Source organism: Billgrantia gudaonensis (genome assembly GCF_900100195.1).
Classification (GTDB): Bacteria; Pseudomonadota; Gammaproteobacteria; order Pseudomonadales; family Halomonadaceae; genus Halomonas; species Halomonas gudaonensis.
On record NZ_FNES01000005.1, the window covers coordinates 128,102 to 143,228 of the forward strand.

Genomic DNA, 15,127 nt, shown 5'->3' on the forward strand with positions numbered 1-15,127 from the left:
ACGTCATGACCGCCTCTTTCATCAATAGAGAGGGCGGCGCGGTGAGCGCAAGACTCCCGCTATACCACCTCCAACTCTCTATGTCGCTTCCAACCTCAACAACAAGTGGAGAGCAACAACATGGCAGACGAAAAATCCAATGCCGAGGCTTACTGGAAGGCCAACCTCCGCCTGATCGCCGGCTGCATGGTCGTGTGGGCGGCCGTGTCCTACGGCTGTGCCATTCTGCTTCGCCCCCTGCTCGCCGGCATTCCCATCGGCGGAACCGACCTGGGCTTCTGGTTCGCCCAGCAAGGCTCCATTCTGACCTTCATCGCCCTGATCTTCTTCTACGCCTGGAAGATGAATCAACTCGACAAAAAATTCGGGCTTGAGGAGTAAGCCAGCATGAGTCAATTCGCCATCAACGTCCTATTCGTGGGTGCCTCCTTCGCCCTCTATATCGGCATCGCCATCTGGGCGAAGGCCGGCTCGACCAAAGACTTCTACGTCGCCGGTGGCGGGGTGCATCCGATCACCAACGGCATGGCGATCGGGGCCGACTGGATGTCGGCGGCCTCCTTCATCTCCATGGCCGGCCTGATCGCCGCCGGTGGCTATGCCAATTCCACCTTCCTGATGGGCTGGACCGGTGGTTACGTGCTGCTGGCCATGCTGCTGGCCCCCTACCTGCGCAAGTTCGGCAAGTTCACCGTCCCCGAATTCATCGGTGACCGTTTCTACAGCAAGCAGGCTCGACTGGTGGCGGTGATCTGCCTGATCGTCGCCTCGGTGACCTACGTCATCGGCCAGATGGCGGGTGCCGGCGTGGCCTTCTCGCGCTTCCTGGAGGTCGACGCGACCACCGGCCTGATCATCGCCGCCGTGGTGGTGTTCTTCTACGCGGTGCTGGGGGGTATGAAGGGTATCACCTACACCCAGGTGGCCCAGTACATCGTGTTGATCATCGCCTACACCATTCCCGCCGTATTCATCTCTCTGGAGTTGACCGACAACCCTCTGCCGCCGCTGGGCCTGTTCTCCGAGCACAGTGAATCCGGCGTGCCGCTGCTGACCAAGCTCAACGAAGTGGTCACCGCGCTGGGCTTCAACGAGTACACGGCGGACGTGGACAACAAGCTCAACATGGTGCTGTTCACCCTGTCGCTGATGATCGGTACCGCCGGCCTGCCCCACGTCATCATCCGCTTCTTCACGGTGCCGAAGGTGGCCGACGCACGCTGGTCCGCCGGCTGGGCACTGGTCTTCATCGGCCTGCTCTACCTGACCGCACCGGCCGTGGCCTCGATGGCGCGCCTGAACCTGGCCACCACCATCTACCCGGAAATGGCCGGCCAGGTCGAGAACGTCGAGGAGGCGGCAACCAACCCCATCCTCTACGAGAACCGTCCCGAATGGATTCGGACCTGGGAAGAAACCGGTCTGATCACCTTCGAGGACAAGAACGACGACGGCCGCATCCAGTTCTACAACGACTCTGCCGACTTCGAAGATCGCGGCTGGGAAGGCAACGAACTGTCGGTCAACAATGATATCCTGGTGCTGGCCAACCCGGAGATCGCCAATCTGCCCGGCTGGGTCATCGGCCTGATCGCCGCGGGCGGTCTGGCAGCGGCTCTGTCGACGGCGGCAGGTCTGCTTCTCGCCATCTCCTCGGCGATCAGTCACGACCTGATCAAGGGGTCGATCAACCCCAACATCACCGAGAAAGGCGAGTTGCTGGCCGCGCGGATTTCCATGTCCATTGCCATCGTCGTCGCCACTTATCTGGGCGCCAATCCGCCCGGGTTCGCCGCACAGGTCGTGGCGCTGGCCTTCGGCATCGCCGCCGCCTCGCTGTTCCCGGCGCTGATGATGGGGATCTTCTCCAAGCGGGTGAACAACAAGGGCGCCGTGGCAGGCATGCTCTCCGGCCTGATCTTCACCCTGGTCTACATCTTCATCTACAAGGGCTGGTTCTTCATTCCCGGGACCAACAACCTGCCGGACACCCCAGAGAACTGGGTGCTGGGCATCTCGCCGCTCTCCATCGGTGCGATCGGCGCCCTGGTCAACTTCGGGGTGGCCTTCCTGGTCTCCAATGCGACCGAAGAACCGCCCCAGGAGATCCAGGATCTGGTGGAAAGCGTCCGCTATCCCAAAGGAGCTGGCTCAGCGGTCGATCACTGAATCATAATTCCACCCCGTCGCCATCGCGGCGCCGGAACCAACCGTTCATCGGGCTTCCCTCGGGAAGCCCGATGGCTGTCAGGAAGCTCCTATCATGATTTGGCATTTGATTGCGGCGGTCTTCGCCGGACTTGGCGCGGCGGGCATCGGCCTGTTGCTTCGTACGCTCTCCGCCAAGCGGCTGCCACGCTGGATCGTTCCGGTCTGCGCCGGGCTCGGCATCCTCGGCTACCAGATCCACCACGAATACACCTGGTTCGAGCACAAGCGCGCGCAGTTGCCCGACTCGGCGCGGGTGGTCGACACCGAACAGAGCACCGCCTTCTGGCGCCCCTGGACCTTCCTCGCGCCTTTGACCACGGCCTTCACGGTGGTCGATGAACAGAGCCTGGCGAGCTCGCAGAGCGAAGCCGACGACCAGCGGCTGGTCGAGTTCATTCTCTACCGCTTCGAGCGGGAGTACGTCGAGCGGTTCTCCCATCAGGCCTACCTGATGAACTGCACGACCCGGGAACTGGTCCCGCTGGAGGGAGAGTCGCGCACCCCCCGGACCGATCGACTGCGCCGTCTCGACGACTCGAACCCGCTGTTCGGCGCCGTGTGCACCGACGCCTGAGAGACACCGCGGCCTTACCGCCCGACCTGGCGATGCCACCAGATGCCGAGGCCCCCCGCCTTGCCCTAGAATGGGCACAGACACAGGGGGAGTTCGCATGTTCGCTGGCTGGCTACTGATCGCCGTATCGCTGCTCTACATCGCCGTGCTGTTCACCATTGCCTGGCGCGGCGACCGTCGTGCCCGGGAGCATGGTGCCAGCCGTCGGCGACCAGTGATCTACAGCCTGGCGCTGGCCATCTACTGCACCTCCTGGACGTATTACGGCGCCGTCGGCCAGGCGGCCACCGCCGGCTGGTCTTTCGCCAGCATCTACGTGGGGCCGATCCTGACGTTCCTGCTGTTCTGGCCGGTACTGGCCAAGATGATTCGCGTCGCCAAGCGACAGAACATCACCTCCATCGCCGATTTCATCGCCTCGCGCTACGGCAAGGCACAATCGCTGGCCGCCTTCGCCAGCCTGGTGGCCCTGATCGGCACCCTGCCCTACATCGCTCTGCAGCTGAAGGCCGTGGCGGTCTCCTTCGACATCCTGACCGGCAACGGCGAAGTGGGGCCAACGCCGCTGTTCACGGACACCGCCTTCTTCGTGGCCATGGTGATGGCCGCTTTCGCCATCCTCTTCGGCACTCGCCATACCGACGCCACCGAGCACCACGAAGGGCTCATCCACGCCGTGGCTTTCGAGTCGCTGGTCAAACTCCTGTCATTCCTGCTGCTCGGCGCTTTCGTCACCTGGGGCATGTTCGACGGACTGGGCGACCTGCTGGGACAGGCAGACACTCAGCTCGAACTGCAGCGCCAGCTCGCCGACCAGGATTTCGGCCAGAGCTTCTGGGCACAGACCCTGCTGGCGATGCTGGCCATTCTCTGCCTGCCCCGCCAGTTCCACGTCGCCGTGGTGGAGAACACCCACCGCGACGATGCCACCAAGGCACGTTGGCTCTTCCCGCTCTATCTGCTGGCCTTCGCCTTCTTCGTCGTTCCGCTGGCGGCCGCAGGGCTGTCCCTGTTCCCCGATGGCAGCGTGGAGCCCGATACCTTCGTGCTGGCCATTCCCATGGCCTCGGGCAACGAGTGGCTCACCCTGCTCACCTTCATCGGCGGCTTCTCTGCCGCCACGGGCATGGTGATCGTGGCCACCGTGGCAGTGTCGATCATGATCTCCAACGAGATCGTCATTCCGGCGCTGTTCCGACTGCGTTGGCTGGATGCCCGGCCCCGCGACTACGGACGCCTGGTGCTGCGTGCCCGGCGCATCACCATCGGCGTGATCCTCGGTCTCGCCTACGGCTTCTACCAGATGGTCGCCGAGTTCGGCTCGCTGGCCTCCATCGGCATGCTCTCCTTCGCCGCAGCGGCCCAGTTCGCCCCGGCGCTGATCGGCGGCCTCTACTGGAAGCGCGGCAACCGCATGGGCGTAGTGGCCGGCATGAACGCCGGTTTCGCGATCTGGGCCTATAGTCTGCTGATGCCGGCGATGATCAACGCTGGCGTGCTACCCAACGACTGGCTCGACGGCGGCCCCTTCGGGGCAGCCTGGCTCACCCCCACCGCCCTGTTCGGGCTCAACGTGGGCGACTCCTTCACCCACGGCGTGATGCTGTCGCTGGGGCTCAACCTGTTCTTCTACATCTTCGTGTCGCAGGTCACCGCTCAGCGGGTCGTCGAGCGCATCCAGGCCTCGCTGTTCGTCGACAGCGTGGAGACCCGCCAAACCTCGGTGAATCGCCCCTGGACCGGGGCCACCACGGTGGGGGACCTCAAGGTGTTGTGCGAACGCTTCCTGGGCGCCGGTCAGGTGGCCCGCGCCTTCGAAGACTACGCGCGGCGCAGCGGTCAGCGTCTCGACGAGAGCGCCCGCGCCTCCATCGACGTCATTCAGTTCACCGAACGCTTCCTGGCCTCGGTGCTCGGCGCCTCGTCGGCACGCATCGTGGTCAACTCGGCACTGCAGGGGCGCGGCATCGGCATCTCCGACGTCATCTCCATCGTCGACGAAGCCTCCCAGGTGCTGGAATTCAACCGTGCCCTCCTTCAGGCCACCATCGAGAACATCAGCCAGGGCATCAGCGTGGTCGACCAGAACCTGCGCCTAGTGGTGTGGAACCAGCGCTACCTGGAGCTGTTCCGCTTTCCCGACCATCTGATTCGCGTCGGCGCGCCCATCGACAAGATCTTCCGCTACAACGCCCACAACGGCGAATACGGTCCCGGCGACCCCGAGGAACACGTCCGCCTGCTCCTCGACAACATTCGCGAAGGTCAACCCCACCGTTACGTGCGCTACCGCCAGGATGGCAGCGTGCTCGAAGTGCAGGGCAATCCCATGCCCGGCGGCGGCTTCGTCTATACCTACCTGGACATCACCCAGCAGAAGCGCATCGAGGAAGCGCTGATCCGCTCGGAGAACAACATCCGCATCTACACCGACAACGTGCCGGCGCTGATCGCCTACTTCGACAAGGAGTGCCGCTACCTCTTCACCAACCGCGCTTACGAGCAGGCCTTCGGCATCGACCGCAACGAAGTGATCGGCAAGCACGTCGATACGGTGATCACCGGCGAGATGGCTCGCGAGCGAGCCCCCTGGATTCGCCGCGCTCTCGCCGGCGAGCGGGTCAGCTTCGAGGTCTCCATGGGCAGTGGCGATGCCATTCGCTACATGCTGGTCACCTATACGCCGCACTTTGGCGACAGCGGAGCCATCCTCGGCTTCTTCTCCCTCTACCAGGACATCACCGAGCGCCGCCTGGCGGAGTTCGCCCTCAAGGAGACCAACGAAACCCTCGAAGAGCGTGTCCGCGAGCGCACCCAGGCGCTCTCCGAAGCCAATGCCGCCCTACGCCAGGAGAACCGCGTACGTGCCGAGGCCGAACAGGCGCTGCGCCAGGCCAAGCAGGTCGCCGAGGACGCCAATGCCTCCAAGACCCGCTTCCTGGCCGCCGCGAGCCACGACCTGCTGCAGCCGCTCAACGCGGCGCGACTGTTCACCTCGGCGCTCTCCCCCGAGGTGGATGCCCAGGAACTGCGGCGCACCATCGGCCATATCGACAACTCTCTGCAGGCCGCCGAAGAACTGCTGGGTACTCTGCTCGACATCTCCAAGCTCGATGCCGGCGCACTGACGCCGCGACGCAGCCACTTCGCGCTGGCCGACATCGTCCAGCCGCTGCGCGCCGAGTTCGAGGTCATGGCCGAGGAGCGCGGACTCGACCTGGTGGTGGTTTCGACTCGGAGCTGGGTCGACAGCGACCCGCAGATGCTGCGCCGGATCATTCAGAACTTCCTGTCCAATGCCATCCGCTATACTCAGGAAGGACGCGTGTTGCTGGGCTGCCGGCGTCACGCCGAGCGGCTCACCATCGAAGTATGGGACTCAGGCCCGGGCATTCCCGAATCCAAGCAGGTAGAGATATTCCAGGAGTTTCGTCGCCTCGACCAGGTCTCGCGCCACAAGGAGAGCGAGAAAGGCCTGGGGCTCGGCCTATCCATCGCCGACCGCATGAGCCGGGTACTCGACCATCCGCTACGCGTGCGCTCCTGGGAAGGCTTCGGCACCGTCTTCTCGGTGAGCGTCCCGCTGGTCGCTGCCCAACGGGTGAGTCCTCCCCGCGAAGCCCCTGCCTCCCGCCGTGCCGGCAACAAGCTCGCCGGTACGCGCATCCTTTGCATCGACAACGAGACGCTGATTCTCGAAGGCATGAAAGCCATGCTCTCCGGCTGGGGCTGCGAGGTGTTCACCGCCACCAGCATCGGCGGTGCCAAGTCGATCCTGCGTCATCTGGACGGCGACCCCGACGCCATTCTCGCCGACTACCACCTGGATAACGAGGTCACCGGCCTGATGGCCCTGGAGGCATTGGCCGAGCGCCTCGAGGATGCCGTGCCGGGCATCGTGATCACTGCCGACCGCACCGAAGAAGTCGCCGAGGAGGTGAAGCGCACCGGCTACCACCTGCTGCAGAAACCGGTACGCCCCGCCGCCCTGCGTGCCCTGCTCACCCGCACCCTGCAGGCCAGCCGCGCAGCCAGGGCCTAGCTGCGGGTTGCGGGTTGCGGGTTGCGGGTTGCGGGTTGCGGGTTGCGGGTTGCGGGTTGCGGGTTGCGGGTTGCGGGTTGCGGGTTGCGGGTTGCGGGCCATAGCCTAACTCGCCCCTCGAAACCCGAAACCCGTATCTCGAAGCTCGAAGCTCGAAGCTCGAAGCTCAGGATTCGACCTTCGGCGGCTCCACCTCGAGCTTCTGGGCGGCGATCACCGCCTGGGTTCGAGAGTGCACGCCCAGCTTGCGCAGGATGGCGGTGACGTGGGCCTTGATGGTGGCCTCGGAGACGTTGAGCTCGTAGGCGATCTGCTTGTTGAGCAGCCCTTCGGTCAGCATGTTGAGCACGCGGAACTGCTGCGGCGTCAACGAGGCGATGGCCTCGGCGAAACGAGCTTCCTCCTCGTCGACCTCACCCAGCGCATCGGCCAGTTCCTGGGGCAACCATACCTCCCCGTCGAGGATCTCGCTCACGGCTTCGGCGATCAGCTGCAGTGACGACGACTTGGGAATGAAGCCCGAAGCTCCGTAATCGATGGCGCGGCGCACCACATGAGGCTCGTCGCTGCCGGAAACCACGGCCACGGGGATGTCCGGCATCTGACCACGCAGCTGGATCAACCCGGAAAAGCCGTGCGCCCCGGGCATGTGCAGATCGAGCAGAATCAAGTCGGCATCGGGATGGCGGGTGACCACCTCGTTGGTGGCCTCCATGGTATCGGATTCGACGATCTCGGCCTGCGGTGCCAGCTGACGCAACGCCTGAGTCAGGGCTGCACGGAACAGCGGATGGTCATCGGCAACGATGAATTTCTGGGCAAAGGCCATGGATTCTCCTCCGGTTCCTCGGGCAGTGGGCAAGCCGACTGCAGGGGCGCTGGCACGATCGCGTGGGGCAACGATCACGACATTCGGTCACGGCATGTTACCCCAACGCCAAAGCGTTTCCCAAGCGCTCGACAAGGCAACTGACATTTCCTTGACGACAGCCAGCAAAAAGCCGGCCCAAAGGCCGGCAAAGGGGTCAAGCGAAACGGGCAAGGCCACCTTAGCGGTTGGCCCGATGCTCGATGAGCTCGTCGACCACGCTGGGATCGGCCAGGGTGCTGGTATCCCCCAGTCCATCGCACTCATTGGCGGCGATCTTGCGCAGGATGCGGCGCATGATCTTGCCCGAGCGCGTCTTGGGCAGCCCCGGGGCCCACTGGATGACGTCCGGCGAGGCGATCGGCCCGATGTCCTTGCGCACCCACTGGGTCAGCTCCTTCTTGAGCTCATCGCTCTCCTCGAAGCCATCCCCCAGGGTCACGTAGATGTAGATGCCCTGCCCCTTGATGTCGTGGGGGAAGCCCACCACGGCCGCCTCGGCCACGGCCTCGTGAGCCACCAGCGACGATTCGATCTCTGCGGTACCCATGCGGTGACCGGAGACGTTGAGTACGTCGTCGACGCGACCGGTGATCCAGTAGTAGCCGTCCTCGTCGCGACGACAGCCATCGCCGGTGAAGTACATGCCCTGATAGGTGGAGAAATAGGTCTGGACGAAGCGCTCGTGATTGCCCCAGATGGAGCGAGCCTGCCCCGGCCAGGAATCGAGGATCACCAGATTGCCGTCGGTGGCCCCTTCCAGAAGGTTGCCTTCGTTGTCGACCAGCGCCGGCAACACGCCGAAGAACGGCAGCGTCGCGGAGCCCGGCTTGAGATCGATGGCTCCCGGCAACGGCGCGATCATGATGCCGCCGGTCTCGGTCTGCCACCAGGTATCGACGATGGGACACTTCGAATTGCCGATCACCCGGTAGAACCACTCCCAGGCCTCGGGGTTGATGGGTTCGCCCACCGAGCCGAGCAGGCGCAGGCTGTCGCGCTTGCTGGAGTCCATGACGTTGTCGCCATGCGCCATCAGCGCACGCACCGCCGTGGGCGCGGTGTAGAGAATGGCGACGTCGTGCTTGTCGACGATCTCCCCCATGCGGCCGTGACTCGGATAGCTAGGCACCCCTTCGAACATCAGGGTGATGGCGCCGTTGGCCAGCGGCCCATAGACGATGTAGCTGTGACCGGTGACCCAGCCCACGTCGGCGGTACACCAGTAGACTTCGCCCTCCCGATAGTCGAAGACGTACTGATGCGTGAGCGCAGCATGCAACAGATAGCCGCCGGTAGTGTGCTTGAGCCCCTTGGGAGCGCCGGTGGAACCGGAAGTGTAGAGAATGAACAGCGGATCCTCGGCGTTCATCTCCTCGGCCGGGCAGTCGGTGGACTGCTTGTCGACCAGTTCGTGGAACCAGACGTCGCGCCCCTCTTTCCAGCCGATCTCCCCACCGGTGCGCTCGACCACCAGCACCTTCTCGCAGACTTCGGTGCCGTCGCGAGTCAGGGCGGCATCGACGTTGTCCTTCAGCGGCACCTGCTTGCCGCCGCGAACCGACTCGTCGGCGGTGATCACCAGCTTGGAATCGGCATTGACCACGCGCTGGGCCAGCGCATCCGGAGAGAAACCACCGAATACCACCGAATGGATGGCGCCGATGCGCGCGCAGGCCAGCATGGCCATGGCCGCTTCGGGGATCATCGGCATGTAGAGCGTGACGACGTCGCCCTTCTTCACGCCCAATTCCTTTAGCCCATTGGCCATCTGACAGGTGCGCGCATGGAGCTCGCGATAGGAGATGTGCTTGGAGTCCTTGGGGTCGTCGCCTTCCCAGATGATCGCCGTCTGATCGCCGCGCGATTCGAGATGGCGGTCGAGGCAGTTCACGCTGGCGTTGAGGCTGCCGTCCTCGAACCAGCGGATATCGACGTTGTGGGAATCGAAGGACGTATGCTTGATTTTCGTCGGTGCCTTGAACCAGTCGAGGCGCTTCGCCTGCTCCGCCCAAAAGCCCTCGGGATCGTCTACGGACTGTTGGTACATGGCCTGGTACTTGGCCTTGTCGGCCCAGGCGTTGGCGGCGAAGTCGTCGCGTACCGGATAGACTTTCTGCTGTTCGGTCATTGAATGGCCTCTTCCAGGAAATGCACCCTCTCAGTGTATGTCACCGACCGCTTGTCGTTGTGGGTCGGAGCCGGAATCTGCCTTTCAGCATATACCTCTGCACGCCACCTTCCACTTAGACCTTGGTATCAACGATTTTCTTTTTATTTTCATGAGGTTGCACCCTATATAGAAACCAATTCCAAAGACTGATAGACCAAGGTCTGAGCACACTCGCGGCAGCGATAGACCCGTCCTCCGCGAGCCAGAGCGTGACGGCGTGCGGTGAAGGCATGCTCGCGGCAGGCGCAGCGATAGCGATAAGGTGCCGGACTCGCATGTCGAGTGTCGAAACGGTGAGTCACCCGCGCGGGCAGGCCGAACAGCTGCCGCATGACCGTGCGCCACTCGTGGCCGTGGGGGCGCATTCGGTCGCCCTGCTCGAGGTGATGCACCAGCCAGTGTGCCATCTCGTGGGGCACCACATCGACGAAGAACGCCTGGCGGTTTTCACGCAGCAGCACGGGATTGAAACGCAGCCCGGCGCGGCCGAAGTGTGCCTGGCCGGCGCACTGGCCGCGCAGGTCGAGCCACACCCGAGGACGAGGCAGATGCGCATGCATCTCCCGGCACAGTTGAAAAGCGGCCTCGACGCGCTCATGCAGCGCTCGATGCAACGCCGCCTCGTCGAGGCTGTCGAGCCAATCGGCACAGGGGTCGGGAAGCGCTGGTCGGTCCATGGGATGCTAGAATGCCGTCCTGTCATGGCGGCGTCCAGCCCGCTATCCCGCGATCCCCCGAAATGCAGCGAGAGCCACGATGTCAGACACGCCCCAGCCCGAACCGCTCCTCGACGATGACCAGCTAGAACGGCTCGACGACTTTTTTGCCTCCGATCGGGTCAGCGAGGAGGCTCTCGACCTGATTGGCGCCCACGGTTTCCTGGTGGCGCTGGCCGTCGCCCCGAGCGAGGTGGAGCCGGCGGTGTGGATCGCCGAGCTGTTTCACGGCGAGCCCCGCTTCGCCGACGCCACCGAGCGCAGCGAAATCCTCGAGCTGCTCGAGCGGCTGCGCAGGAATGCCATCGACGTACTCGAGCAGGGCGGGCTTCCCGAACTGCCTTTCGACACGTCCCTCGATGGCCTGCCTCCGGAGGAGACGCCCATCGGCGACTGGTGCGCCGGATTCATGGAAGGCGTATTCCTCGACGAAACGAGCTGGTTCGCTCAAGACGAAGAGGCCGTCGCCACTCTGCTGTTGCCCTTCATGGCGCTTTCGGGCCTGTTCGACGACGAGCCCGACATGGCCGAGCTCACCGCCGATGCCTCGCGGCTCGATGAATTGGCCGGCCAGTTGCCGGAGCTGGTGCTGGATCTCTACTTGCACTTTCGCGTACCGCCGGAGAAAGCCAAGCCCACGCCACGCAAGAAGAAACCGGCCGGTCGCGGCAAGGGAAGGCGGTAAGCGGCTGCGGGCTGCGGGCTGCGGGCTGCGGGCTGCGGGCTGCGGGCTGCGGGCTGCGGGCTGCGGGCTGCGGGCTGCGGGCTGCGGGCTGCGGGCTGCGGGCAATAGCCTAACTCGCCCCTCGAAACCCGCAACTCGAAACCCGTGGCTCGTGGCTCGTGGCTCGCCACTAACGTAGCCTGGTCAGCCACGCATCCAGGGTACCGAAGCACCACTCCCGGGCGCGCTGCCACCAGGGGCGTCGAATCCACTCGCGGTGGTGGATCTCGTGGCTGGCGGCAAAGTTGCGCTCGAAGAGTCCCGCCACCTCGCTAGCGAAACGGGCGTCGTCCACCTCCTGGTTGGCCTCCAGGTTCCAATGCAGGCTCCAGTGATCGAAATTGCACGACCCGACGCTCGACCAGCGATCGACCAGGGCGAACTTGGCGTGGATGAAGCTCGGCTGGAACTCGAAGATACGCACTCCGCTGCGCAGCAGGCGTCGATAGAAACGCTGCCCCGCGTAGCGCACCCCTGGCACGTCATGGTTCTTGCCCGGCAGCAGCAGTCGCACGTCGACGCCACGCCGCGCCGCCCGAGCCAGCCGCATGCGCAGCGTCAGCGTCGGCACGAAGTAAGGGGTGCACAGCCAGATCCTCCGCTGAGCGGCAGAGATGCGCCCATGCAGCGAGTGGCGGATGGCCTGGTAGCGATAGCCCTGCCCCCAGACCACCCGTCCGCGCATGCCCCGATAGTCCTCGCGCCGCTGCTCGGCCACACCGATTCGATGCACCAACGCCGGAGTGCCGGTACCGCGAGTCATCGGCGAATCCCAAAGGCGGCTGAACAATCGCACCCAGTCCGCCACCACCGGCCCCTCGATGGCCACTGCCACCTCGTACCAAGCCTCGAGGAATTCGTCCACGGCCCCGAAACCGCCGGTGAAGGCGAGCCGACCGTCCACCACCACCAGCTTGCGATGGTCGCGGGTGAGGTTGCGGACCAGCGAATGAAATCCCAGCGGGTTGAACAGACGCAGCGCCACGCCTCCCTCTTCCAGGCGCCGCCGGTCCGCCGCCGACAGCCCCATGGCGCCGTAACCGTCGAGCATCAGGGCCACCGTCACGCCGCGCCCCGCAGCTCGGGTCAGGGCATCGATCAGCGCCGTGGCCAGGCGCCCCGACTCCATCAGGTAGAGCTCCACCAACACCGACTCGCTCGCTTCGTCGATGGCTTCGAAGACGGCTGGCAGGAAGCGAGAAGACTCCGCCAATAACCGGAAACGATTGCCCTCCCGCCAGATGCCCTGCATGCCCCGACTCCCTGGTTGCTTCGTTTCGACACGCTGGCATTGACGCACGCTCACTTCCCGAGGGACAGTCCCGCGCCTGCCAACCCAGCACCAACCCGAGCTATACTGCTCTCTCGCTCATCGGACAGGCAAACGGATGGCCGCTGCAAGCTCCCTGCCCAAGCCCTTGCGCTCCTTGCTGAAGCGACTCCTCGGTCGCTGGGTGGCAGTGCGCCACCTGGAGCCAGACCCGACGACGCTGGCGCTGAACCCGCAGGCGATCACGCTCTACGTTCTGCCTCGCCCCGCCCTCTCCGATGCCCTGCTGCTGGAGTGCCTGTGTCGGCGTCATGATCTGCCGCCGGCCACCGGTCGCTATCGGGTGGCTGCGCAGCGCCTGCCGGCCATGCTCGCCCTCCCGCGGCCGCAGCGCCGACACCGACGACACGCCCTTCACGACGCCATCGACCTGGTCGCCGAGCATCACGACTTGGAAATCCAACTGATCCCCGTGAGCATTTTCTGGGGACGCGCCCCCGGCAAACGCTTCGGGATGTGGCGACTGCTGGCCGCCGACAGCTGGCCGCTCACCGGCCGCCTGCGCCGCGCGCTGTCTGTACTGGTCAACGGGCGCGACGTAGAAGTCCAGTTCGGAGCCCCACTGCACCTGCGCGACCTGCTCGACGACCGCGGCACCGCCCTGGCGGAACGCAAGGCCGCCCGCCTGCTGCGCGTCCATTTCCGGCGTGTCCGTACGCGCGTACTGGGCCCCGATCTGTCCCATCGTCGCACGCTGATTCAGGGGCTGGTGGCCAGTCCCAGCGTGCGCCAAGCCATGGCCGAGCAAGCCGACATCGAGGGGCGGCCGCAGGCTCGCCTGGCCCGCCGCGCGCGACGCTACGGTCACGAGATCGCCTCGAACATGACCTATCCGGTGCTGCGTTTCCTCGACGGCGTACTGCGTCGGCTATGGAACCGGCTCTACGACGGCGTCGACGTGCGTGGCCTCGAAAGGGTCAAGGTGCTGGCCGGCGACCACACTCTGGTCTACGTGCCCTGCCACCGCAGTCACATCGACTACCTGTTGCTCTCCTACGTGCTCTACCGCGACGGCCTGATGCCACCGCACATCGCCGCCGGGCGCAACCTCGACATGCCGCTGATCGGCCCACTGCTGCGCCGTGGCGGCGCCTTCTTCCTGCGGCGCAGTTTTCGCGGCAATTCCCTCTACGCCGCGGTCTTCACCGAATACCTGCATCGCCTGCTGGCCGCCGGCCATCCCCTGGAATTCTTCATGGAGGGCGGGCGTTCACGCAGCGGCCGCCTGCTCACCCCACGCCCCGGCATGCTGGCGATGACGCTTCGCTCCTTCCATCGCCTGGCCGCCGACGACGACCGGCAGCGCCTCGCTTTCGTCCCCGTCTACATTGGCTACGAACGCATACTCGAAGGCAGCAGCTATCAACGCGAGCTGCGCGGGGCAGGCAAGCGCAAGGAGTCACCGCTGGGCCTGCTCCGCGTGCTCGCCCGGCTGCGCCAGCCCTTCGGTCGGGTCGCCGTGAACATCGGCGAGCCGCTGCTGCTTGCGCCATTCCTCGACGCCAGCGTACCGGCCTGGCGCAGCGGCGAGGCCACCTCGCGGGCCCCCTGGATCAGCGAGTCGCTACCTCGCCTGGGAACGGAGCTCGCCCAACGCATCAATGCCGCAGCTGCACTGAACCCGGTCAACCTGGTCGCCCTGGTGCTGTTGGCCACGCCCTACCACGCCATCGAAGAAAGCCTCATGGCGCGTCAGCTGGCCCTGCTCGCCGCATTGCAGCGGCGCTGCCCGGGCGGCGACCATGCCAGTCTGCCCGAGGGGGAGCCGACCCACTGGATCGACCACGTCATCGGCCTCGGCATGATTCGGCGACGCCGCCATCCGCTGGGCGACATTCTCACCGCCACCCCGGAGCAGGCCGAACTGCTCGCCTGGTATCGCAACAACGTGCTGCACCTGTTCGCCTCGGCGGGGCTCGTCGCCTTCGCCTTCCGCCACGAGGCGCACCACGACCTGACCAGTCTGCAGGAGTGCCTCGGACCTCCCTGGCCGATCCTGGCCAGAGAGCTCTTCCTGCCCGGCGATTCGCTGCATCGAACCCTGCCGGCGCTGCTCGATGCCCTGACTCGTGCGGAGCTGCTCAACGCCGACGCCCAAGGCTGGCGACGTGCCGACGCGCTCGAAGCCAGCGAGCAGCTGCGCTTGCTGGGGCGACTGATGCAGCCATCGCTGGAGCGCGGCTACCTGCTGCTGTCGCTGCTGCTCGAGGTGCCAACGGGCAGCCACGACCGGGATGGCATCATCGAGCGCAGCCAGCAGATGGCCGAACGCCTGGCGATGCTCTCCGGCCGCAACGCTCCCGAGTTCTTCGATCGCCGCCTGTTCGCCCGGCTGATCGACAGCCTGGAAGCCGAAGGCTGGATCGTCCAACGAGAGGGCCGGCTGTACTACGCGACGGCCTTGCCGGAAGCGGCACAACGTACACGGGCACTCTTCGACCCGGCGCTACGCCATCGCCTGCAGTTGGTCACCCGCGACTGAACCACGG

General features: G+C 65.1%; 10 protein-coding genes. 6 read left to right on the plus strand and 4 right to left on the minus strand.

From position 1 onward, the window contains the following. Positions 1-120 precede the first annotated feature (120 nt). The 4 genes from BLP96_RS08165 (at position 121) to BLP96_RS08180 (ending at position 6,827) form a co-directional block, all read left to right on the plus strand. Positions 121-381: a DUF4212 domain-containing protein gene (locus tag BLP96_RS08165; protein ID WP_089684944.1), complete on the plus strand. Its 261-nt coding sequence runs from the start codon at positions 121-123 to the stop codon at positions 379-381. Positions 382-387: 6 nt separating this feature from the next. Continuing rightward, positions 388-2,169, plus strand: a complete 1,782-nt coding sequence (locus tag BLP96_RS08170; protein WP_089684946.1) for a sodium:solute symporter family protein — start codon at positions 388-390, stop codon at positions 2,167-2,169. A gap of 94 nt (positions 2,170-2,263) precedes the next feature. Further along, positions 2,264-2,785, plus strand: a complete 522-nt coding sequence (locus BLP96_RS08175; protein ID WP_089684948.1) for a hypothetical protein — start codon at positions 2,264-2,266, stop codon at positions 2,783-2,785. 97 nt (positions 2,786-2,882) lie between these two features. Further along, positions 2,883-6,827 (plus strand): hybrid sensor histidine kinase/response regulator, encoded by a 3,945-nt coding sequence (locus tag BLP96_RS08180; protein ID WP_089684951.1) that lies wholly within the window; start codon positions 2,883-2,885, stop codon positions 6,825-6,827. A 166-nt stretch (positions 6,828-6,993) separates the two neighbouring features. On the opposite strand, the gene BLP96_RS08185 is transcribed toward BLP96_RS08180, so the two are convergent. From BLP96_RS08185 to BLP96_RS08195, 3 genes are all read right to left on the minus strand, one after another. After that, positions 6,994-7,656 (minus strand): LuxR C-terminal-related transcriptional regulator, encoded by a 663-nt coding sequence (locus tag BLP96_RS08185; protein WP_089684953.1) that lies wholly within the window; start codon positions 7,654-7,656, stop codon positions 6,994-6,996. A 220-nt stretch (positions 7,657-7,876) separates the two neighbouring features. Further along, the gene (acs, locus tag BLP96_RS08190; RefSeq protein WP_089684955.1) at positions 7,877-9,826 is read right to left on the minus strand and encodes an acetate--CoA ligase; all 1,950 of its coding nucleotides are present in this window, start codon (positions 9,824-9,826) and stop codon (positions 7,877-7,879) included. A gap of 164 nt (positions 9,827-9,990) precedes the next feature. Further along, positions 9,991-10,545 (minus strand): SprT family zinc-dependent metalloprotease, encoded by a 555-nt coding sequence (locus tag BLP96_RS08195; RefSeq protein ID WP_089684957.1) that lies wholly within the window; start codon positions 10,543-10,545, stop codon positions 9,991-9,993. 79 nt (positions 10,546-10,624) lie between these two features. Here BLP96_RS08195 and BLP96_RS08200 point away from each other — a divergent pair, with 79 nt between their 5' ends. After that, positions 10,625-11,269 carry a YecA/YgfB family protein gene (locus tag BLP96_RS08200; protein ID WP_089684959.1) on the plus strand — a complete coding sequence of 215 codons (645 nt, stop codon included), beginning with the start codon at positions 10,625-10,627 and terminating at the stop codon, positions 11,267-11,269. Positions 11,270-11,438: 169 nt separating this feature from the next. Here BLP96_RS08200 and BLP96_RS08205 read toward each other — a convergent pair whose 3' ends face one another. Further along, positions 11,439-12,560, minus strand: a complete 1,122-nt coding sequence (locus BLP96_RS08205) for a phospholipase D-like domain-containing protein (protein WP_089684961.1) — start codon at positions 12,558-12,560, stop codon at positions 11,439-11,441. 136 nt (positions 12,561-12,696) lie between these two features. Here BLP96_RS08205 and plsB point away from each other — a divergent pair, with 136 nt between their 5' ends. Next, positions 12,697-15,120 carry a glycerol-3-phosphate 1-O-acyltransferase PlsB gene (gene plsB, locus BLP96_RS08210; RefSeq protein WP_089684963.1) on the plus strand — a complete coding sequence of 808 codons (2,424 nt, stop codon included), beginning with the start codon at positions 12,697-12,699 and terminating at the stop codon, positions 15,118-15,120. Positions 15,121-15,127 lie beyond the last annotated feature (7 nt).

Excerpts from the sequence above, each read along its gene's own strand:
- BLP96_RS08165 (WP_089684944.1), top strand. The coding sequence starts at position 121 with ATGGCAGACGAAAAATCCAATGCCGAGGCTTACTGGAAGGCCAACCTC.
- BLP96_RS08170 (WP_089684946.1), top strand. The coding sequence starts at position 388 with ATGAGTCAATTCGCCATCAACGTCCTATTCGTGGGTGCCTCCTTCGCC.
- BLP96_RS08175 (WP_089684948.1), top strand. The coding sequence starts at position 2,264 with ATGATTTGGCATTTGATTGCGGCGGTCTTCGCCGGACTTGGCGCGGCG.
- BLP96_RS08180 (WP_089684951.1), top strand. The coding sequence starts at position 2,883 with ATGTTCGCTGGCTGGCTACTGATCGCCGTATCGCTGCTCTACATCGCC.
- BLP96_RS08185 (WP_089684953.1), bottom strand. The coding sequence starts at position 7,656 with ATGGCCTTTGCCCAGAAATTCATCGTTGCCGATGACCATCCGCTGTTC.
- acs (WP_089684955.1), bottom strand. The coding sequence starts at position 9,826 with ATGACCGAACAGCAGAAAGTCTATCCGGTACGCGACGACTTCGCCGCC.
- BLP96_RS08195 (WP_089684957.1), bottom strand. The coding sequence starts at position 10,545 with ATGGACCGACCAGCGCTTCCCGACCCCTGTGCCGATTGGCTCGACAGC.
- BLP96_RS08200 (WP_089684959.1), top strand. The coding sequence starts at position 10,625 with ATGTCAGACACGCCCCAGCCCGAACCGCTCCTCGACGATGACCAGCTA.
- BLP96_RS08205 (WP_089684961.1), bottom strand. The coding sequence starts at position 12,560 with ATGCAGGGCATCTGGCGGGAGGGCAATCGTTTCCGGTTATTGGCGGAG.
- plsB (WP_089684963.1), top strand. The coding sequence starts at position 12,697 with ATGGCCGCTGCAAGCTCCCTGCCCAAGCCCTTGCGCTCCTTGCTGAAG.